16 protein-coding genes and 1 pseudogene are annotated in these 20,888 nt (G+C 39.1%); 13 read left to right on the top strand and 4 right to left on the bottom strand.

The annotated features are described in order from the left end of the window. Positions 1–16 precede the first annotated feature (16 nt). Positions 17–1,543, bottom strand: a complete 1,527-nt coding sequence (locus HT723_RS03435; RefSeq protein WP_172934645.1) for an ATP-binding cassette domain-containing protein — start codon at positions 1,541–1,543, stop codon at positions 17–19. A gap of 561 nt (positions 1,544–2,104) precedes the next feature. Here HT723_RS03435 and HT723_RS03440 point away from each other — a divergent pair. The 6 genes from HT723_RS03440 to carB all read left to right on the top strand — a co-directional run bounded on the left by HT723_RS03440 (position 2,105) and on the right by carB (position 9,703). After that, entirely contained in the window at positions 2,105–2,647 is a 543-nt protein-coding gene (locus tag HT723_RS03440) for a DUF177 domain-containing protein (RefSeq protein ID WP_023936535.1), read from the top strand. Beyond that, on the top strand, positions 2,647–3,276 hold the full coding sequence (gene nth / locus HT723_RS03445) for an endonuclease III (RefSeq protein ID WP_000244443.1): 630 nt from the start codon (positions 2,647–2,649) through the stop codon (positions 3,274–3,276). Before HT723_RS03440 ends, nth begins: the two co-directional genes overlap by 1 nt. 209 nt (positions 3,277–3,485) lie before the next feature. Beyond that, a complete protein-coding gene (gene pyrR, locus HT723_RS03450) occupies positions 3,486–4,007 on the top strand; it encodes a bifunctional pyr operon transcriptional regulator/uracil phosphoribosyltransferase PyrR (protein ID WP_000850023.1) in 522 nt (173 codons plus the stop codon). A gap of 18 nt (positions 4,008–4,025) precedes the next feature. Continuing rightward, complete coding sequence (locus HT723_RS03455) at positions 4,026–4,949, top strand: aspartate carbamoyltransferase catalytic subunit (protein WP_172934646.1); 924 nt, start codon at positions 4,026–4,028, stop codon at positions 4,947–4,949. Between the two features lie 49 nt (positions 4,950–4,998). Continuing rightward, a complete protein-coding gene (locus HT723_RS03460) occupies positions 4,999–6,078 on the top strand; it encodes a carbamoyl phosphate synthase small subunit (protein WP_172934647.1) in 1,080 nt (359 codons plus the stop codon). A gap of 448 nt (positions 6,079–6,526) precedes the next feature. Further along, positions 6,527–9,703 carry a carbamoyl-phosphate synthase large subunit gene (gene carB, locus HT723_RS03465; protein ID WP_172934648.1) on the top strand — a complete coding sequence of 1,059 codons (3,177 nt, stop codon included), beginning with the start codon at positions 6,527–6,529 and terminating at the stop codon, positions 9,701–9,703. A gap of 274 nt (positions 9,704–9,977) precedes the next feature. On the opposite strand, the gene HT723_RS03470 is transcribed toward carB, so the two are convergent. Genes HT723_RS03470 through tacF form a run of 3 tightly spaced genes read right to left on the bottom strand, consistent with a single transcriptional unit; the run spans position 9,978 to position 13,089 of the window. Further along, positions 9,978–10,787, bottom strand: a complete 810-nt coding sequence (locus HT723_RS03470; protein WP_050110509.1) for a phosphorylcholine transferase LicD — start codon at positions 10,785–10,787, stop codon at positions 9,978–9,980. A 1-nt stretch (position 10,788) separates the two neighbouring features. Further along, positions 10,789–11,592, bottom strand: a complete 804-nt coding sequence (locus HT723_RS03475; RefSeq protein ID WP_172934649.1) for a phosphorylcholine transferase LicD — start codon at positions 11,590–11,592, stop codon at positions 10,789–10,791. Between the two features lie 9 nt (positions 11,593–11,601). Next, positions 11,602–13,089: a type IV teichoic acid flippase TacF gene (gene tacF, locus HT723_RS03480; RefSeq protein WP_172934650.1), complete on the bottom strand. Its 1,488-nt coding sequence runs from the start codon at positions 13,087–13,089 to the stop codon at positions 11,602–11,604. 440 nt (positions 13,090–13,529) lie between these two features. Here tacF and HT723_RS03485 point away from each other — a divergent pair, with 440 nt between their 5' ends. The 7 genes and pseudogenes from HT723_RS03485 to HT723_RS03515 all read left to right on the top strand — a co-directional run bounded on the left by HT723_RS03485 (position 13,530) and on the right by HT723_RS03515 (position 20,062). Further along, on the top strand, positions 13,530–14,237 hold the full coding sequence (locus HT723_RS03485) for a 2-C-methyl-D-erythritol 4-phosphate cytidylyltransferase (RefSeq protein ID WP_023940235.1): 708 nt from the start codon (positions 13,530–13,532) through the stop codon (positions 14,235–14,237). Positions 14,238–14,241: 4 nt separating this feature from the next. Continuing rightward, positions 14,242–15,264, top strand: a complete 1,023-nt coding sequence (locus HT723_RS03490) for a ribitol-5-phosphate dehydrogenase (RefSeq protein ID WP_172934651.1) — start codon at positions 14,242–14,244, stop codon at positions 15,262–15,264. A gap of 16 nt (positions 15,265–15,280) precedes the next feature. Then, positions 15,281–16,150: a choline kinase LicA gene (gene licA / locus HT723_RS03495; protein WP_172934652.1), complete on the top strand. Its 870-nt coding sequence runs from the start codon at positions 15,281–15,283 to the stop codon at positions 16,148–16,150. After that, a complete protein-coding gene (locus HT723_RS03500; protein ID WP_050261493.1) occupies positions 16,140–17,018 on the top strand; it encodes a DMT family transporter in 879 nt (292 codons plus the stop codon). Before licA ends, HT723_RS03500 begins: the two co-directional genes overlap by 11 nt. 11 nt (positions 17,019–17,029) lie before the next feature. Then, entirely contained in the window at positions 17,030–17,719 is a 690-nt protein-coding gene (locus HT723_RS03505; protein ID WP_020902399.1) for a CTP--phosphocholine cytidylyltransferase, read from the top strand. A gap of 87 nt (positions 17,720–17,806) precedes the next feature. Further along, on the top strand, positions 17,807–18,655 hold the full coding sequence (gene dprA, locus HT723_RS03510) for a DNA-processing protein DprA (protein ID WP_172934653.1): 849 nt from the start codon (positions 17,807–17,809) through the stop codon (positions 18,653–18,655). Positions 18,656–18,801: 146 nt separating this feature from the next. Then, positions 18,802–20,062, top strand: a pseudogene (locus HT723_RS03515) (IS3 family transposase). The last annotated feature ends 826 nt before the right edge of the window (positions 20,063–20,888 follow it).

The raw sequence follows: 20,888 nt of genomic DNA on the forward strand, positions 1-20,888 counted from the left end.
GGTGAATAATTGGGGTTTATAAATCTTGAAAATTAACTACCTCCAAACCGTGTTCTGTTAAGCGGTAGATGCTTGAACAGACCTCTTTTAAGAAACGACGGTCATGCGAAACAGTGATGAGACCACCAGGATAAGTGGCAAAGAGTTTTCTAATTTCGGGTTGAGAAGTTGGAGAAAAGTTTCGTGTGGGTTCATCTAGCAGGAGAAAGTTTGGTTTGCGCAAGACTAAATCCAAAAGCAGGAGTTTTCCTTGTTGTCCGCCAGATAAGAAGCGAATTTGATGCTGCATTTCTGGATAACTGAAATTGAGACTGGCTAAGTGAGATTGGATTTTTTGTAGTTCCTCTTTTTCCCCAGTTTTACTTAGATAGGCTATTGGTGATAAATCCAATTGCAGTTTTTGCTGGTAATCTTGTGGCATAAAACCAAGTAAAATCTCTCTTTTATCATTCAGAAGTTGCTGTAATTTGGCTAACAGAGTTGATTTTCCAATACCATTTGGCCCGATAATACCGATTTTTTCTTGGCCACGGATAGTTAATTGTAGTTCTTGAACCAAAACTCGGTCGCCAATGGACAAATTTTCTTTCTCCAATTGGATTAAGACTTTAGAAGGCGGTAATGGTTGGATGTCTGAGAAGAAAAGTCTGATTTCTTCCTCTTCAAGTGGTTTTTGGGTCATGGCCTGAGCTGCTCTTTCGTAGCGTTTTTCTTGTGAGAGGACAGTTTTCATCTTTTTAGCCAATAGGCGACCGGCAGTACTGTCTTTGGTAGCTCGAAGAGCAGTTTCTACATTTTGTTTAACTCGTTGATGCTTTTCCATGGTTTTATCGTAGGCTCTTTGGTCGTTGGCTGCTTGCTGGGTTTGTCTGGCAAAATTAGCCTTTCTCTGCTCACTATAACTATCATAGTCTAAATGCTCTACTAGTGTTTCTGCTTCTTTACGGTGCTTGACCAGTCGCAAGTGAACAATAGTGTCTGCCGTTTCAGAAAGAAAGTCCTCATCATGGGAAATGAAAATAACGGTTTGCCGAATCTTGCGCATTTGACCTTTTAGCCAATCAACCGTCTCAAGATCCAAGTCATTTGAAGGTTCATCTAAAAATAGAATCTCAAAAGGTTTGGCTAACTCATGGATGAGCTGAATTTTCAAAGCTTCACCCCCTGATAGACTACCAATCTCTTGGTCGCTTGCGAAACGATTGCTATCAAAATGCAATTCCTCAGCTAAACGATAGAGGACACTGTAATCTAAATCAATAGTATCTAAAAAGAAGTAGTCGTGTAGAGTTCTATTTTTCAGGTCCTCAGGAAGTTTTTGAGGAATGTAGGCTATTGATTGATAATCAGATTGAATGTCTCCCCCGATAGTGAAATCAGGCAAAGTTTCCCCCATTAAAATTTTAAGTAAGGTGGATTTGCCATTTCCTTCTTCACCAATAATAGCGACCTTTTCCCTGTCTTGGATGGTCATGCTGAGGTCAGAGACAAGGTCTCGTAAATCTTTGTTTTGTGTGATGGTCAGGTGATTGATTTTTATCATATGATTGCCCTTTCTAGAATGTTGATACTACATAACAAAAAGCTCTACTTTACCTAGTAGAGCCCAAAGTCTATGTCAAAAAAACTCTATTAATACTCTTCGAAAATCTCTTCAAACCACGTCAGCGTCGCCTTACCGTNNCTAGCTTCCTAGTTTGCTCTTTGATTTTCATTGAGTATAAAATGCCAGAAAAAGAGCATAAAAGAGTACACAAAAAGAGACAAAAACAAGATCTACTAAATAAAGGTTTTTTATTTGATAGGCTTAGTTGTTCATGTCTCCCTTACCTCCGAGTATTGGTATCTTTATACTATACTTTTAAGGAAATTTTGTCAACAGAAAACTGGAAATTCCAAGCTCTAAAATACGAGTGATAAGCATTAGTACCGAGTTCTTTGTCTTCCATAGGGGCATCCTCCTTGCTCTGATGTAGTATAGCACTAAAAAACAAAATATCATAGTGGACATATTAAAAACTTGAATGTTAATTACAAAGTTTGGTGGGTTGATTTGTAGGCTTTTCATGGTATAATCAAGAGAGTAAATCTTTATGGAGGAAGTATGAAATTAAATATTCAAGAGATACGCAAGCAGTCTGAAGGCTTGCATTTTGAACAAACGTTAGACCTAGTCGCAGACCTGCGTGCACGTAATCAAGAAATTTTAGATGTAAAAAATATCCTTGCAGTTGGGAAAGTACAGTACGAAAACCGTATGTATTTCTTAGATTATCAACTATCTTATACCATTGTTCTTGCTTCAAGTCGTAGTATGGAGCCAGTTGAGTTAGTTGAATCTTATCCAGTAACGGAAGTTTTCATGGAAGGTGCAACTAACCAACTAGATCAGGAAGTTTTAGACGATGACTTGGTCCTGCCTATCGAAAATGGAGAACTTGACCTTGCTGAGAGCGTGTCAGACAATATCCTACTAAACATTCCTATCAAGGTCTTGACGGCTGAAGAAGAAGCTGGCCAAGGATTTGTTTCAGGAAATGACTGGCAAATCATGACAGAAGAAGAATACCAAGCTCAACAAGCAGTTAAGAAAGAAGAAAACAGTCCTTTTGCTGGTTTACAAGGACTATTTGATGGAGACGAATAATGGTTTTGTCAAAAAAACGAGCACGAAAGGTGCTAGAAGAAATCATTGCTCTTTTTCCAGATGCCAAGCCCAGTCTTGATTTCACTAATCATTTTGAACTCTTGGTTGCGGTCATGTTGTCAGCCCAGACGACGGATGCAGCGGTAAATAAGGCTACGCCAGGCCTCTTTGCTGCCTTTCCAACGCCACAAGCCATGTCTGTTGCAACAGAGAGTGAGATTGCTTCACACATTTCTCGACTGGGACTGTATCGAAATAAGGCTAAATTCCTTAAAAAATGTGCCCAACAGTTACTAGACGATTTTGATGGTCAAGTCCCTCAAACACGTGAGGAATTGGAGAGTTTGGCAGGTGTTGGTCGCAAGACAGCCAATGTTGTTATGAGTGTAGGATTTGGGATTCCAGCCTTTGCAGTGGATACTCATGTGGAGCGTATTTGCAAACACCACGATATCGTCAAAAAATCAGCGACACCACTTGAGGTGGAAAAGCGGGTCATGGATATCTTGCCGCCTGAGCAGTGGTTAGCAGCTCATCAGGCCATGATTTATTTTGGAAGAGCCATTTGTCATCCTAAAAATCCAGAGTGTGACCAGTACCCACAGTTATATGATTTTAGCAATTTGTAAGATGGAAGATCGAAGTTTTTGCTTGATTTTAAGCTTACTTTGTGCTATAGTAATTGATAACTAAATATTCCTTTAAACTTGTCCCGTGAGGCAGGCAAGGAGCGCGATAAAGTAGAAGGGTGAAGTCTATACTGTGTGCAGTAGGGCTTGCTTAGCTATACATTTCAAGTCTCCTTGTTTAAGGAGACTTTTCTTTTTGGAGGTTTGTCATGAAGACAAAAGAAGTTGTAGACGAATTGACCGTCAAACGAGCGATTACGCGTATTACTTATGAGATTATTGAACGCAACAAAGATTTGAATAAAATCGTCTTGGCTGGTATTAAAACTCGCGGTGTCTTTATCGCCCATCGTATCCAAGAACGTTTGGAGCAACTAGAAAACCTTTCAGTTCCGGTTGTGGAATTGGATACTAAACCCTTCCGTGATGATGTTAAAAGTGGAGAAGATACTTCTTTGGTTTCTGTCGATGTGACAGACCGCGAAGTTATCTTGGTGGACGATGTGCTTTATACAGGTCGTACCATCCGTGCTGCTATTGATAATATTGTAGGTCATGGTCGTCCTGCGCGCGTAAGTTTAGCAGTTCTAGTCGATCGTGGACATAGAGAATTGCCAATCCGTCCAGATTACGTTGGGAAGAATATCCCAACCAGTCGTTCTGAAGAAATCATCGTAGAGATGGCAGAACTTGATGGCCAAGACAGAGTTCTGATTACTGAAGAAGCTTAGAAAGCTAAAGGAGTAGCCATGTCAGAAAATCAACAAGCATTGAACCATGTGGTGTCCATGGAAGACCTCACTGTCGATCAAGTCATGAAATTGATCAAGCGAGGAATTGAGTTTAAAAATGGAGCCCAGCTTCCCTATGAAGACCATCCGATTGTTTCCAATCTTTTCTTTGAGGATTCTACACGGACGCATAAGTCCTTTGAAGTGGCAGAGATTAAATTGGGATTGGAACGACTTGACTTTGATGTGAAGACTAGTTCAGTTAATAAGGGTGAGACACTTTATGATACTATCTTGACTCTGTCTGCCTTAGGAGTAGATGTCTGTGTGATTCGCCACCCTGAGGTTGACTACTACAGAGAGTTAATTGCAAGTCCAACGATTACGACTTCCATCATCAATGGTGGAGATGGTTCGGGACAACACCCTAGCCAGAGTTTGCTTGATTTGATGACTATTTATGAGGAATTTGGTCACTTTGAGGGTCTCAAGGTTGCGATTGCAGGTGACTTGGACCACTCACGCGTTGCCAAATCCAATATGCAGATTTTGAAACGCTTGGGAGCTGAACTTTACTTTGCTGGACCTGAGGAATGGAGAAGTCAAGAGTTTGCAGACTATGGACAGTTTGTAGCCATTGATGAAATCATTGATCAGGTGGATGTTATGATGTTTCTCCGTGTGCAACATGAACGCCATAATAGTGGAGCTGTCTTTTCAAAAGAAGACTACCATGCCCAACATGGCTTGACTCAAGAACGTTATGACCGTTTGAAAGAAACAGCAATCCTCATGCACCCAGCTCCAGTCAATCGTGATGTAGAAATCGCAGATCACTTGGTTGAAGCACCAAAATCACGGATTGCCCAACAAATGACCAATGGTGTCTTTGTTCGAATGGCAATCTTAGAATCCGTACTGGCGAGTAGAAACGCCAACTAAAACACAAGACGTTAAAAGACGCCAGTGAGCGTCCACGAGAGGTGAAAATATGACAAAAAGACTTCTAGTATTAGAAGATGGCACAGTTTTTGAAGGTAAGGTCTTCGGAGCAGATATTGATGTAACTGGTGAAATTGTCTTTAATACAGGGATGACTGGCTACCAAGAATCCATTACAGACCAGTCTTATAATGGACAAATCTTGACCTTTACTTATCCTTTGGTGGGAAATTATGGAATTAACCGTGATGATTACGAATCCATTATTCCAACTTGTAAGGGAGTTGTTGTTTTTGAAGAAGCACGTAGAGCAAGCAACTGGCGCAATCAAATGACCTTGGATGAATTTTTGAAAGCCAAGAAAATTCCAGGTATTTCAGGAATTGATACGCGTGCACTTACCAAGATTATCCGTAAGCATGGTACCATGCGTGCAACCTTGACCCATGTTGGGGACAGCATGGATCATGTGACGGACCAGCTCCAAGCGACAGTCTTGCCGACAGACAATATCAAACAGGTTTCTACTAAAACTTCATATCCAGCTCCAGGAGTTGGTTTGAGTGTTGTCTTAGTTGACTTTGGTCTCAAGCACTCAATCCTACGTGAACTTTCTAAACGCAACTGTAACGTGACAGTTGTTCCTTATTCGACAACGGCTGAAGAAATTCTCCATCTCAATCCTGACGGAGTTATGTTGTCAAACGGTCCAGGTAACCCAGAAGATGTTCCACAGGCACTGGATATGATTCGTGGTGTGCAAGGGAAAATTCCAATTTTTGGTATTTGTATGGGACATCAACTTTTTGCTATGGCAAACGGGGCTAAGACTTACAAGATGAAATTTGGACACCGTGGATTCAACCATGCGGTACGCGAAATTGCTACAGGACGTGTGGATTTTACAAGTCAAAACCATGGTTATGCAGTAAGCCGTGAGGATTTGCCAGAGCACTTGATCATTACTCACGAAGAAATCAATGACAAGTCAGTTGAAGGTGTGCGTCACAGATACCAACCTGCTTTCTCTGTTCAATACCATCCAGATGCAGCCCCTGGTCCACACGACGCAAGCTACCTATTTGACGAGTTTATCGAGATGATGGAAGCTTTTAAACAATCAAACTAAGAACGAGTAAAAGCTCGTCGGAGAATTTATGTAACTGAACACGGACGGAAAGCTCGGAATTTAGAGAAACCAACTTGGATTGTCAATCCTTCCTTGGTTTCCTAAAATTCAATCGCTTTCTATTCGTCCTTTGTATCTTATTTAATGGCAATCTGAGAGTTGCCGAATAGAAAGGCAGGTCGTTTCTTTTAGTCGCTATCAGGCGAACTAAAAACTCCCTGCACTAGATTTTTTACCGAAAAATATCGTTTCGCTAAAAAATCGTCGGAGAATTTATTTAATGTTGCTCAGTGAGGCGACGAATAGAAAGGAGAAGGGTGGTCCGTATTTGCTGAACTGAATACGGGCTACGGACGGTGCTAAAAAGATAGTTATTCCTAGAACTGACAGTTCTTCGTCATAACTCCTATTTTAGCTTTGTCCGCTTGACGCCCTTAATATCTTATATATGCCTAAACGTACTGATATTCAAAAAATTATGGTGATTGGTTCTGGTCCGATTATTATTGGTCAGGCTGCTGAGTTTGACTACGCTGGGACCCAGGCCTGCTTGTCTTTGAAAGAGGAAGGTTATGAGGTTGTCTTGGTTAACTCAAATCCTGCAACTATCATGACAGACAAGGAAATTGCTGATAAGGTTTATATTGAACCGATTACACTTGAGTTTGTGACACGTATTCTTCGTAAGGAACGTCCAGATGCCTTGCTACCAACACTCGGTGGTCAGACAGGTCTCAACATGGCCATGGAATTGTCTAAGAATGGTATTTTGGATGAGCTAGGAGTGGAACTTCTAGGCACCAAATTATCTGCCATCGACCAAGCTGAAGACCGTGACCTCTTTAAACAATTGATGGAAGAGCTCAACCAACCAATTCCAGAATCTGAAATTGTCAACACAGTAGAAGAAGCAGTTGCCTTTGCTGCAACTATTGGCTACCCAGTCATCGTCCGTCCAGCCTTTACTCTTGGTGGTACTGGTGGTGGTATGTGTGCCAATGAGGGAGAATTACGTGAAATCGCTGAAAATGGTTTGAAATTGTCACCTGTTACCCAATGTTTGATTGAGCGTTCAATTGCTGGTTTCAAGGAAATTGAATACGAAGTGATGCGTGACTCAGCTGACAATGCTTTGGTTGTATGTAACATGGAAAACTTTGACCCAGTTGGGATTCATACAGGGGATTCCATCGTATTTGCCCCTGCGCAAACCATGTCAGACTATGAAAACCAAATGCTACGTGACGCGAGCTTGAGCATTATTCGTGCCCTTAAGATTGAAGGTGGATGTAATGTTCAGCTGGCCCTTGACCCACACAGTTTCAAGTATTATGTCATCGAAGTAAACCCTCGTGTATCACGTTCGTCAGCCCTTGCATCTAAGGCGACAGGTTACCCAATTGCTAAGTTGGCTGCTAAGATTGCAGTTGGCTTGACCTTGGATGAGGTTATTAACCCAGTCACGGGTTCAACCTATGCCATGTTTGAGCCTGCCCTTGACTACGTGGTTGCCAAGATTCCACGTTTCCCATTTGATAAGTTTGAAAAGGGTGAGCGCCGTCTTGGGACACAGATGAAGGCCACTGGAGAAGTCATGGCAATCGGTCGAAACATCGAAGAATCTCTCCTTAAAGCTTGTCGTTCCCTTGAAATTGGTGTGCACCACAATGAAATGCCTGAACTTGCATCAGTTTCTGATGATGACTTGATTGAAAAAGTTGTCAAAGCCCAAGATGACCGTCTCTTCTATGTGTCAGAAGCTATTCGCCGTGGTTACACACCAGAAGAAATTGCTGAATTGACTAAGATTGATATCTTCTATCTGGATAAACTCTTGCACATCTTTGAAATTGAGCAAGAATTAGGTGCCCATCTACAAGATCTAGACGTTTTGAAAACGGCTAAACTAAATGGATTTTCAGACCGTAAGATTGCTGAACTTTGGAAAACGACAGCTGACAAAGTTCGCCAGCTTCGTTTGGAAAACAAGATTGTTCCAGTTTACAAGATGGTTGATACCTGTGCGGCTGAGTTTGACTCTGAAACACCATATTTCTATTCAACCTATGGTTGGGAAAATGAGTCTATCAAGTCTGATAAAGAATCTGTACTTGTCCTAGGTTCTGGTCCAATCCGTATCGGTCAAGGGGTTGAGTTTGACTACGCAACCGTTCACTCTGTCAAGGCTATTCAAGCTGCTGGTTATGAAGCTATCATCATAAACTCAAACCCAGAGACCGTTTCTACGGACTTCTCTGTGTCTGACAAGCTCTACTTTGAACCATTGACATTTGAAGATGTCATGAATGTTATCGATTTGGAACAACCAAAGGGGGTTATCGTTCAGTTTGGTGGTCAAACAGCCATCAACCTTGCGGAGCCATTGGCAAAAGCAGGTGTGACCATCCTTGGTACACAGGTTGCTGACCTAGACCGTGCCGAAGACCGTGACCTCTTCGAGCAAGCTCTCAAAGACTTGGACATTCCACAACCACCAGGACAAACGGCTACCAATGAAGAAGAAGCAGTTCTTGCAGCTCGTAAGATTGGTTTCCCAGTCCTCGTTCGCCCATCTTATGTCTTGGGTGGTCGTGCTATGGAAATCGTTGAAAACGAAGCAGACCTTCGTTCTTACATGCGTACCGCTGTTAAGGCTAGTCCAGACCACCCAGTTCTTGTCGATTCTTATATTGTTGGGCAAGAGTGTGAAGTCGATGCCATCTCAGACGGAGAAAATGTCCTTATCCCTGGTATCATGGAGCATATCGAACGTGCTGGTGTCCACTCAGGTGACTCAATGGCTGTTTACCCACCACAAACCTTGTCGCAAAAGGTTCAGGAGACCATCGCAGACTACACCAAACGCTTAGCAATCGGTCTTCACTGCCTTGGAATGATGAACATCCAGTTTGTTATCAAGGATGAAAAAGTCTACGTTATTGAGGTCAATCCACGTGCCAGCCGTACCGTTCCATTCCTATCTAAGGTAACCAATATTCCTATGGCTCAAGTAGCGACCAAGCTCATTCTTGGTCAAAGTTTATCAGAACTTGGCTACCAAAATGGACTTTACCCTGAAAGCACCCGTGTTCATATCAAGGCACCTGTCTTCTCCTTTACCAAACTAGCTAAGGTAGACAGCTTGCTCGGTCCTGAAATGAAGTCAACAGGTGAAGTTATGGGTTCTGATGCTACTTTGGAAAAAGCTCTCTATAAAGCCTTTGAAGCTTCTTATCTACACTTGCCAACTTTTGGTAATGTCGTCTTTACCATCGCTGATGATGCCAAAGAAGAAGCCTTGAACTTGGCTCGTCGTTTCCAAAACATTGGTTATGGAATCCTTGCGACAGAAGGGACAGCAGCCTTCTTTGCTAGTCATGGCTTGCAAGCCCAACCTGTTGGTAAGATTGGTGATGACGATAAGGATATCCCAAGTTTTGTACGCAAAGGAAGAATTCAAGCTATCATTAACACAGTAGGAACAAAACGAACTGCTGACGAAGATGGTGAGCAAATTCGTCGTTCAGCCATTGAACACGGGGTGCCCCTCTTCACAGCGCTAGATACAGCTAATGCCATGCTTAAGGTACTTGAAAGTCGTAGCTTTGTTACAGAAGCGATTTAAATAGAAAAATAAGATATAGCAGACTGAATTTAGAACAGTACACAGGGATACTAAAATATTTCTAGAAATTAATTTGAATTTTCTAATTGATTCGTTCGCATCTTATTTCAATCTACTATAGAAAAAAGTCTTTAAAATTATAAAACGCATCATATCAAGGTTTTTCAAAAACCCTGATATGATGCGTTTTATTGTAGGAATATTTACTTCATTTTCTACTAAAATTATGTTTTTGAATAACCTCTATCTTAGTAGTTTGTATGGTCGCCCTCAATCAGTTTTTACGATAAGCTTTAATGCTATGACTATACCATTCTTGCATTTCTTTTGATGGTGGTGTCATATAATCCCCATACATCTGGGTTAAAAATTGGTCATATTTTTTTGGCACAGGCAACATACGACCTTCAAACTCAGTCAAAATCAGTTCTTTAAAGGTATCAACTGGGAAGATTTCTTTCATCCCTTCCTTACCGATCCCAATTCCTCCTTCATATTGAGGAGAGTTGGTTGTAGCATTTTTGACTAGCTGATCAATTTTCTTGTAAAAGTAGCGAGGATTGACAAATCGGAGAGCGTACCAGCTACATAATCTAAGAAAATCTTTTAGTTTGCTATCACCGTGAACTGCTCGTGATTTTTTGATATAAGCTAGTTGACGAAGGGCCACATACTTATAGCTCTTGTCGACAATGCTCAAGTCTGTAAATCGATCAATTGGGAAGACATCGATGAAAAGGCTGGTATCATGACGCTTGTACTTAACATGGTCTTCTATAACAGTAGAAGTGTCCAAAATCGATGCGAAATTATGGAAGTACCAAGAAGATGTATCGTAGGAAAGAACCTTGTAGCGAGGGTGATTTTCTTCTTCAATAATCTTCAGTAAACGCTCATAATCCTCACGATAAAGGGAAATATCAATATCATCATCCCAAGGAATCATACCTTTGTGGCGGATAGCTCCAAGCATGGTTCCATAACTTAGAAAATAAGGAATATCATGTTTCTTACAAGTCTCATCAATATAGTCCAGCAGGGCTAGTTGAATTTCTTTAATTTCTTTTTTTTCTAAATATTGCATCCTAATCCTCCAATTTATAAGCGTGAAATTCATGACTGTAGAAGCGTTTTTCTTCTGGTGGTAGGGTCATATAATCTCCATAAAATTGTGTCAAAATAGTATCAAATTTTTCAGGTGCAGGAAGGCTTAAATTCTCAAAGGGTAAATCGATTGTTTTATCAAAGGTACCACTTGGGAAGACTTCCTTTTCCTTAAATTTTGAAGGGATAAAGGCCATATACTGACCATTTTCACGACTATATTTTTGAATTTCTTTCTCGATTTTATGTGCGAAATAACGAGGAGAAACAGGTCGAAGGAGTAACCAGAAGGCTGTTCGTATCCAATCTTTTAAAAGGCTATCCTTATAGACAATATTTTTATGTTTACTGAAAGACAGCAGTTTGAAGCTTTCCAGTTTATAACAAGTATCAATGACCTTAGGATCATCAAAGCGATCCATAGGAAAAATATCGATAAAAACACCTGACTCATAGGTTTTTGTATTTCGAGTATCAATAATTTTAGTCGTACTGTCGGTTATTTTGATAAAGTTATTAAAGTAGTTTTTATCAGTTTCTAAGGATAGGAGATTATACTTACTTTTTTCCTTTTGAAAAATGTTTATAAATCGTTGGTAGTCTTCTCGAGGCATGGACAGATCAATATCGTCGTCCCAAGGGATAAAGCCCTTATGTCGAACCGCCCCAATCAGAGTACCGTAGTTAATAATATAGTTGATATTGTGCTTTTTACAGAGAGTATCAATATAATCCAAAATTTCTAATTCAATTTGTTTGGCATCTTCAACGGTTAGTTGTTTCATTTTAAACTCCTATGATTTTTTAAATTTATTTTTTAAGGCTAGGACATGGTTTAAAAATTCATAGAAAATGCTATCTTTTGTGAAGACAAGTAGACTAATATAAGAGATAGCTGATAGCAAGACAATCAAACCAGTATTCATCAAAAATGGCAAATTAATGACCATATCCACAGGATACACGAAATTAATCAGGAAATAAATTGCTACAAAGGAAAGTGAAAAGAGAGAGTATCGAACAGTATAGCTAAAGATATGTCCCAAGTGGATGAGTTGTTTTCTATGGATGAAAATGATATAGAAAACAAGTAGAGAAGTCTCTGATAACATAGTTGTCAGTAAGTAGTATTCAGGAGCCACGATATGGTTGAAAAAGAGGAGACTATTCAAGCCCAAATTGAGTAGCCCAGCAAAGACTGTATAGACTGTGATACGTTTTTCATAGCCATTGGTAAAGAGAATTTGGGAACCAAGAATGGTATCTAAGGCCAGGATAATCGTACGAAAAGCGAAGAGAGAGGTCAAGATGCCGCCTCCGATATATTTTTCACTACCGTAAAGTAGGATGGCATTTGGTCCTAAAACCATGAGTCCAAAACTCAGTGGAATAATAAAGAAGTTAAAGATTCGACTACCTCTATTAACCAGAGAAACATAGGCTTCTTTGTCTCCTTTCCCCAGATAGTAACTGAGACGAGGCACACTCACTCCAATTGCACCTGTTACAACCCCAGCTATAACGGTCACAATTCGCTGAGCTATGGTATAGTAACTAACGTTGACATCAATCCCTGTTTTAACGAGGAAGAGGCGATCTAAAAAAGTGAAGAGCATATTGGCATTGGCAAAGACTAACATGGCTGTCAGAGGGAGAAAGAGTGGTTTAAAATCACTTAGGTGAATCTTAACAAGTTTGATGTCTCTTTTAATCCAAAAATAACTAATCAGGTAGTTAATCAGCGTCGATAAACTCATCACAAGTGTATAGACAACAATATCGTGTTCATTTTTAACAAATAAGAAAATAGAGACCAGCATCAGGATACGGATGAAGGCAGTTTTGTAAAAGAGAAAACTGTAATTTTCCAGAGCTTCATTGACCCATTCGATTGAAAAAATCTGGGCAATGAGTTGAATCCCCATAACAAGGTAGACCTTTTTGACGATTGGATTATCAGTAAAGAAGAGAGGATAGGCTAGGATATAGACAGCAGTGGTCAAAATCGTACAAGCGATGCACAAATAAAAAAGACTAGAAAAGGTTCTGTTAAGATCTTTTTTGTTATCCTTGACATTACTGATAGCCCTTAAACCGTAGTTATAGACACCATAAGTTGCAAAGGGTAAGAAAAATGACAAAATTGTGTCGACTGAGTTGAAGTAACCATAGTCAGTTCGGTCCAAGACACGCGCGACGTAGGTACCAGTTAAGATGGGAAAAATAATATTTAAGACACGAATTCCCATGTAAGATAGAGCATTTAATTTTATACTTTTCATTCAATTTACCTCGTTTTTCATTATATCATAAAGTCAGCTAATAAGAAATGAAGGGCAGTAATACTCTTCGAAAATCAAATTCAAACCACGTCAGCGTCGCCTTACCGTACTCAAGTACAGCTTACGGCTAGCTTCCTAGTTTGCTTTTTGATTTTCATTGAGTATAAGTCAAGTAATCACTTTGAAGCTTCAAAGCTTAATTTTAAGTTTTCTTTAAGGAAAGTATATTATTCTGAAGGACTCTAAAATTTCACAGCCATTTATTAGTAATGACGACAGAATTCCTAGTCGTTGCTAGAAATGGACTAGTTTCTTTGAATAATAGAACTCTTTAATCCTTCTATTCTAGAACGGGATGACTAGTATTTCTTTTATGATAGGACTAGATTGTGGTATAATAGAGAGAATAAGTTTTTTTAGTAAGACAAAGGAGAAAATAGATGATTTATGCAGGAATTCTTGCTGGTGGAACTGGCACACGCATGGGAATCAGTAACTTGCCAAAACAATTTTTAGAGCTAGGTGATCGACCTATTTTGATTCATACAATTGAAAAATTTGTCTTGGAACCAAGTATTGAAAAAATTGTAGTTGGGGTTCATGGAGACTGGGTTTCTCATGCAGAAGATCTTGTAGATAAATATCTTCCTCTTCATAAGGAACGTATCATCATTACAAAGGGTGGTGCTGACCGCAATACAAGTATTGAGAAAATTATTGAAGCCATTGATGCTTATCGTCCACTTACTTCAGAGGATATCGTTGTTACCCACGATTCTGTTCGTCCATTTATTACACTTCGCATGATTCAGGACAATATCCAACTTGCCCAAAATCATGACGCAGTGGACACAGTGGTAGAAGCGGTTGATACTATCGTTGAAAGTACCAATGGTCAATTTATTACAGATATTCCAAATCGTGCTCACCTTTATCAAGGACAAACACCTCAAACATTCCGTTGTAAGGACTTCATGGACCTTTACGGTTCTCTATCTGCCGAAGAGAAAGAAATCTTAACAGATGCATGTAAAATCTTTGTGATTAAAGGAAAAGATGTGGCCTTGGCCAAAGGTGAATACTCAAATCTAAAAATTACAACAGTGACAGATTTGAAGATTGCAAAAAGTATGATTGAGAAAGACTAGTAAAATGATTAATCAAATTTATCAACTAACTAAGCCTAAGTTTATCAATGTCAAATATCAGGAAGAGGCTATTGACCAAGAAAATCATATCCTTATCCGTCCTAATTATATGGCGGTCTGTCATGCGGATCAGCGTTACTACCAGGGAAAACGTGATCCCAAGATTTTGAATAAAAAGCTTCCAATGGCAATGATTCACGAGTCATGTGGAACCGTTATTTCTGACCCGACGGGAACCTATGAGGTTGGTCAAAAAGTTGTCATGATTCCCAATCAGTCTCCTATGCAGAGCGATGAAGAATTCTATGAAAACTACATGACAGGAACCCATTTCTTGTCTAGTGGATTTGATGGCTTTATGAGAGAATTTGTTTCTCTTCCTAAAGACCGTGTGGTGGCTTATGATGCTATCGAAGATACGGTTGCAGCCATTACAGAGTTTGTCAGTGTGGGCATGCACGCTATGAATCGTCTATTGACTCTTGCTCATAGCAAGCGGGACCGAATCGCCGTTATCGGAGATGGAAGTTTAGCTTTTGTGGTTGCCAATATTATCAACTATACTTTGCCAGAAGCAGAGATTGTGGTTATTGGTCGTCATTGGGAAAAATTGGAACTTTTCTCATTTGCCAAAGAATGCTATATCACTGATAATATTCCCGAAGATTTGGCCTTTGACCATGCTTTTGAATGTTGTGGTGGTAATGGTACTGGACCGGCTATAAATGACCTGATTCGCTACATTCGTCCTCAGGGAACGATTCTCATGATGGGAGTTAGCGAATATAAAGTCAATCTCAATACTCGCGATGCCTTAGAAAAAGGCTTGCTCTTGGTTGGTTCCTCTCGTTCTGGTCGCATTGATTTTGAAAATGCTATCCAAATGATGGAAGTCAAGAAATTTGCCAATCGTCTTAAAAATATCCTTTATCTAGAAGAACCTGTAAGAGAAATTAAAGATATTCACCGTGTCTTTGCGACCGATTTAAACACAGCCTTTAAAACCGTGTTTAAGTGGGAAGTATAAGTGCTGGAGGTTAATTGTGGAGAAAATCATTAAAGAAAAAATTTCTTCCTTACTTAGTCAAGAAGAGGAAGTCCTCAGTGTTGAACAACTGGGTGGAATGACCAATCAAAACTATTTGGCCAAAACAACAAATAAGCAATACATTGTTAAATTCTTTGGTAAAGGGACAGAAAAGCTGATCAATCGTCAAGATGAAAAGTACAATCTTGAACTACTAAAGGATTTAGACTTAGATGTAAAAAATTACCTTTTTGATATTGAAGCTGATATCAAAGTAAATGAGTATATCGAATCTGCGATTACGCTTGATTCAACGTCAATCAAGACCAAATTTGATAAAATTGCTCCAATTTTACAAACCATTCATGCTTCTGGCAAGGAATTAAGAGGAGAATTTGCTCCTTTTGAAGAAATCAAAAAATACGAATCCTTGATTGAAGAGAAAATCCCTTATGCCAACTATGAAGCTGTTCGAGAAGAAGTCTTCTCCTTAGAGAAAAGACTGGCTGACTTAGGTGTTGACAGAAAATCTTGTCATATCGATTTGGTGCCTGAAAACTTTATCGAGTCACCACAAGGACGACTTTATCTGATTGACTGGGAATATTCATCAATGAACGATCCAATGTGGGATTTGGCTGCTCTCTTTTTAGAGTCTGAATTCACTCGTCAAGAGGAAGAAGCTTTCTTGTCTCACTATGAGAGTGAGCAAACACCTGTCTCTCGTGAAAAGATTGCCATTTATAAAATTTTACAAGATGTTATTTGGAGTCTATGGACAGTCTACAGAGAAGAGCAAGGTGCAGATTTTGGTGACTATGGTGTGAATCGTTACCAAAGAGCTGTTAAAGGTTTGGCTTCTTATGGAGGTTCAGATGAAAAGTAAAAACGGAGTTCCTTTTGGCCTTCTCTCAGGTATTTTCTGGGGCTTGGGTCTAACGGTTAGTGCTTATATCTTTTCGATTTTTACAGATTTGTCACCCTTTGTGGTGGCTGCAGCTCATGATTTTTTGAGCATCTTTATCTTACTAGCTTTTCTCTTGGTAAAAGAAGGAAAAGTTCGCCTCTCGATTTTCTTAAATATTCGCAATGTCAGTGTTATCATCGGAGCCTTGCTAGCAGGTCCTATTGGTATGCAGGCCAATCTTTATGCGGTTAAGTATATCGGAAGTTCCTTAGCTTCATCTGTATCGGCTATTTACCCTGCAATTTCAGTTTTATTGGCTTTCTTCTTTTTGAAGCACAAGATTTCAAAAAATACTGTATTTGGGATTGTCTTGATTATTGGAGGGATAATTGCTCAGACCTATAAGGTTGAACAGGTTAATTCCTTCTACATTGGTATTCTCTGTGCTTTAGTTTGTGCTATTGCATGGGGGAGTGAGAGTGTCCTTAGCTCCTTTGCCATGGAAAGTGAATTGAGTGAAATTGAGGCCCTCTTAATCCGTCAAGTAACTTCATTCTTGTCCTATCTTGTGATTGTGCTCTTCTCTCATCAGTCATTTGCAGAAGTGGCCAATGGACAATTACTAGGTCTCATGATTGTCTTTGCAGCCTTTGATATGATTTCTTACTTGGCTTATTATATCGCTATCAATCGCTTGCAACCAGCCAAGGCTACAGGCTTGAACGTGAGCTATGTAGTATGGACTGTCTTGTTTGCAGTTGTTTTCTTGGGTGCACCGCTAGATATGCTGACCATTATGACGTCACTTGTCGTCATTGCTGGAGTTTATATTATTATTAAAGAATAAAGGAGATTCGTGTGAAAGCCATTATCTTAGCAGCGGGATTAGGAACTCGCTTGCGTCCTATGACTGAAAATACCCCTAAAGCCTTGGTTCAGGTTAATCAAAAACCTTTGATTGAATACCAAATTGAGTTTCTAAAAGAAAAAGGGATCCATGATATCATCATCATCGTTGGTTACCTTAAAGAACAATTCGATTACTTGAAAGAAAAATATGGTGTTCGTCTCGTTTTCAATGATAAATACGCTGACTACAATAACTTTTACTCTCTCTATCTTGTAAAAGAAGAATTGGCTAACAGCTATGTTATTGATGCTGACAATTATCTCTTTAAAAATATGTTCCGTAATGATTTGACACGTTCGACTTATTTTAGTGTTTATCGTGAAGATTGTACCAACGAATGGTTCTTGGTCTATGGAGATGACTACAAGGTTCAAGACATTATTGTTGATAGCAAGGCAGGTCGTATCCTTAGTGGTGTATCCTTCTGGGATGCTCCAACTGCAGAAAAGATTGTCAGCTTTATCGATAAGGCCTATGCAAGTGGCGAATTTGTTGATCTCTACTGGGACAATATGGTTAAGGATAACATCAAAGAGCTAGATGTCTATGTTGAAGAATTAGAAGGCAATAGCATCTATGAGATCGATAGTGTCCAAGACTATCATAAATTAGAAGAAATTCTTAAAAACGAAAATTAAAGATTCCAACATCTGACTAAAATAGTCGGATGTTTTTTGATTTTTTTACGAATAGATAGATGAGTAGAAAAAGAAATGGAGTTATTTATGAAAATCACAAACTATGAAATCTATAAGTTAAAAAAATCAGGTTTGACCAATCAACAGATTTTGAATGTCCTAGAATATGGTGAAAATGTCGATCAAGAACTGTTGTTAGGTGATATTGCAGATATATCAGGTTGCCGAAATCCAGCTGTTTTTATGGAGCGTTATTTTCAGATAGACGATATGTATTTGGAGAAAGAATTTCAAAAGTTTCCATCTTTCTCTATTTTAGACGACTGTTATCCTTGGGATTTGAGTGAAATATACGATGCACCCGTGCTTTTATTTTACAAGGGAAATCTTGACATCTTGAAATTCCCGAAGGTAGCAGTCGTAGGAAGTCGTGCTTGTAGCAAACAGGGAGCGAAGTCAGTTGAAAAAGTCATTCAAGGCTTGGAAAATGAACTGGTTATTGTCAGTGGATTAGCCAAGGGGATTGACACAGCAGCTCATATGGCAGTTCTTCAGAATGGCGGAAAAACCATTGCAGTGATTGGAACAGGTCTGGATGTATTTTATCCTAAAGCCAATAAACGTTTGCAAGACTACATTGGAAATGATCATCTGGTTCTCAGTGAATATGGACCTGGTGAACAACCTCTGAAATTTCATTTTCCTGCCCGTAATCGCATCATTGCTGGACTTTGCCGTGGCGTGATTGTAGCAGAGGCTAAGATGCGTTCAGGTAGTCTCATTACGTGTGAGCGAGCAATGGAAGAAGGACGCGATGTCTTTGCTATTCCTGGTAGCATTTTAGATGGACTATCAGACGGTTGCCATCATTTGATTCAAGAAGGAGCAAAATTGGTCACCAGTGGGCAAGATGTTCTTGCGGAATTTGAATTTTAAAAGTGACCTAAGCTAGAATTCTAAGAAAAAATCAATTTTAAGAGAAAATGAACCCAACATTTCCATAATAAAACGCATATTAGCAAGTTTGAACTGCACCCCAAAAGTTAGACAGAAAAAAATCTAACTTTTGGGGTGTTTTTATCATGAAGTTAACTTATGATGATAAAGTTCAGATCTATGAACTTAGAAAACAAGGATATAGCTTAGAGAAGCTTTCAAATAAATTTGGGATAAACAATTCTAATATTAGGTACATGATTAAATTGATTGATCGTTACGGAATAGAGTTCGTCAAAAAAGGAAAAAATCGTTACTATTCTCCTGATTTAAAACAAGAAATGATTTATAAAGTCTTACATGAAGGCTGGACTAAAGATAGAGTTTCTCTTGAATACGGTCTCCCAAGTCGTACGATACTTCTTAACTGGCTAGCACAATACAAGAAAAACGGGTATACTATTGTTGAGAAAACAAGAGGGAGAGTACCTGAGAGCGGAGAATGCCATCCTAAAAAAGTTAAGAGAACTCCGATTGAAGGAGGAAAAAGAGAAAGAAGAAAGACAGAAATTGTTTAAGAATTAATGACTGAGTTTTCGTTAGATCTTCTTCTAAAAGCCATTAAACTAGCTCGTTCGACCTACTACTATCACTTGAAACAGCTAGATAAAACAGATAAGGATCAAGAGCTTAAAGCTGAAATTCAATCCATTTTTATCGAACACAAGGGAAATTATGCTTATCGCTGTATTCATTTAGAACTAAGAAATCGTGATTATCTGGTAAATCATAAAAGAGTTCAAGGCTTGATGAAAGTACTCAATTTACAAGCTAAAATGCGACAGAAACGAAAATAAAGGAGACGTTGGTAAGAAGGCAGAGAATCTCATTCAAGGCCAGTTCGAAGCATCGAGGCCAATGGAAAAGTGCTACACAGATGTGACAGAATTTGCCATTCCAGCAAGTACTCAAAAGCTTTACTTATCACCAGTTTTAGATGGCTTTAATAGCGAAATTATCGCCTATAATCTTTCAACTTCATCCAACTTAGAATAAGTACAAACAATGTTGGAACAGGCATTCACAGAGAAGCACTACGAGAATACGATTCTCCATAGTGACCAAGGCTGGCAATACCAACACGATTCTTATCATCGGTTCTTAGAGAGTAAGGGAGTTCAAGCATCCATGTCACGCAAGGGAAACAGCCCAGACAATGGTATGATGGAGTCCTTCTTTGGGATTCTGAAATCGGAAATGTTTTACGGTTATGAGAAGTCGTTTCAGTCGCTTAAGCAATTGGAACAAGTCATTATAGACTATATTGATTACTACAACAATAAACGAATTAAGGTAAAACTAAAAGGACTTAGCCCTGTGCAATACAGAACTAAATCCTTCGGATAAATTAATTGTCTAACTTTTTGGGGTCAGTACAGTTTTTAACACTTGATAATATGCGTTTTTTCTAAGTGGATTAGTAGAGTAGAGGATTTTTCTCATATAATACTCTTCGAAAATCTCTTCAAACTACGTCAGCTTCCATCTGCAACCTCAAAACAGTATTTTGAGCTGACTTCGTCANNTGCTTTGAGCAACCTGTGGCTAGCTTCCTAGTTTGCGCTTTGATTTTCATTGAGTATAAGGGAAAGTATAGTGAATTGAAATAAGATGTGAACAACTCTATCAGGAAAGTCAAATTAATTTATAGAAATATTTTAGCAGCCAAGGTGCACTGTTATAGATTCAATACACTATAATTTAGTGTAATTGAGAAAGGAGAAATGATTGTGATTGATGTTGGCTAGGTTATGTTCAATGATTCCTACCGTCTCAAATCTTGTCAGTAGGGAAAAATAAAGCCTTCAAAAGTAGAGGTTGTAAGCGGTTTGTTTAAGGAAGAGTTCATAGACCTTGACAGATAAAAATAAAATGGTTATTATAAAAAATGGTCTGAAATTGATGATGATACTCTTAGAAAATCTTTTTAAATCAGTTCAGCTTTGCCTTGCTGTGTTTTGAGCAGCCTGCGGTGAGCTTCCGAGTTTGATTTTCATTTACTAGAAATGAAACTGATGAGAGACATCAGTAGACATTTGCGTCAGGATATGATGGAAAATGATAAAAAGACCTCATGAGATTGGCATATCAGACTACTAAAGTATTGAGTTTGTTAGGATTTTATACTCAATGAAAATCAAAGAGCCAACTAGGAAGCTAGCCGCAGGCTGCT

Origin of the sequence: Streptococcus sp. 2106 (assembly GCF_013277315.1) — a bacterium.
Classification (GTDB): Bacteria; Bacillota; Bacilli; order Lactobacillales; family Streptococcaceae; genus Streptococcus; species Streptococcus pseudopneumoniae.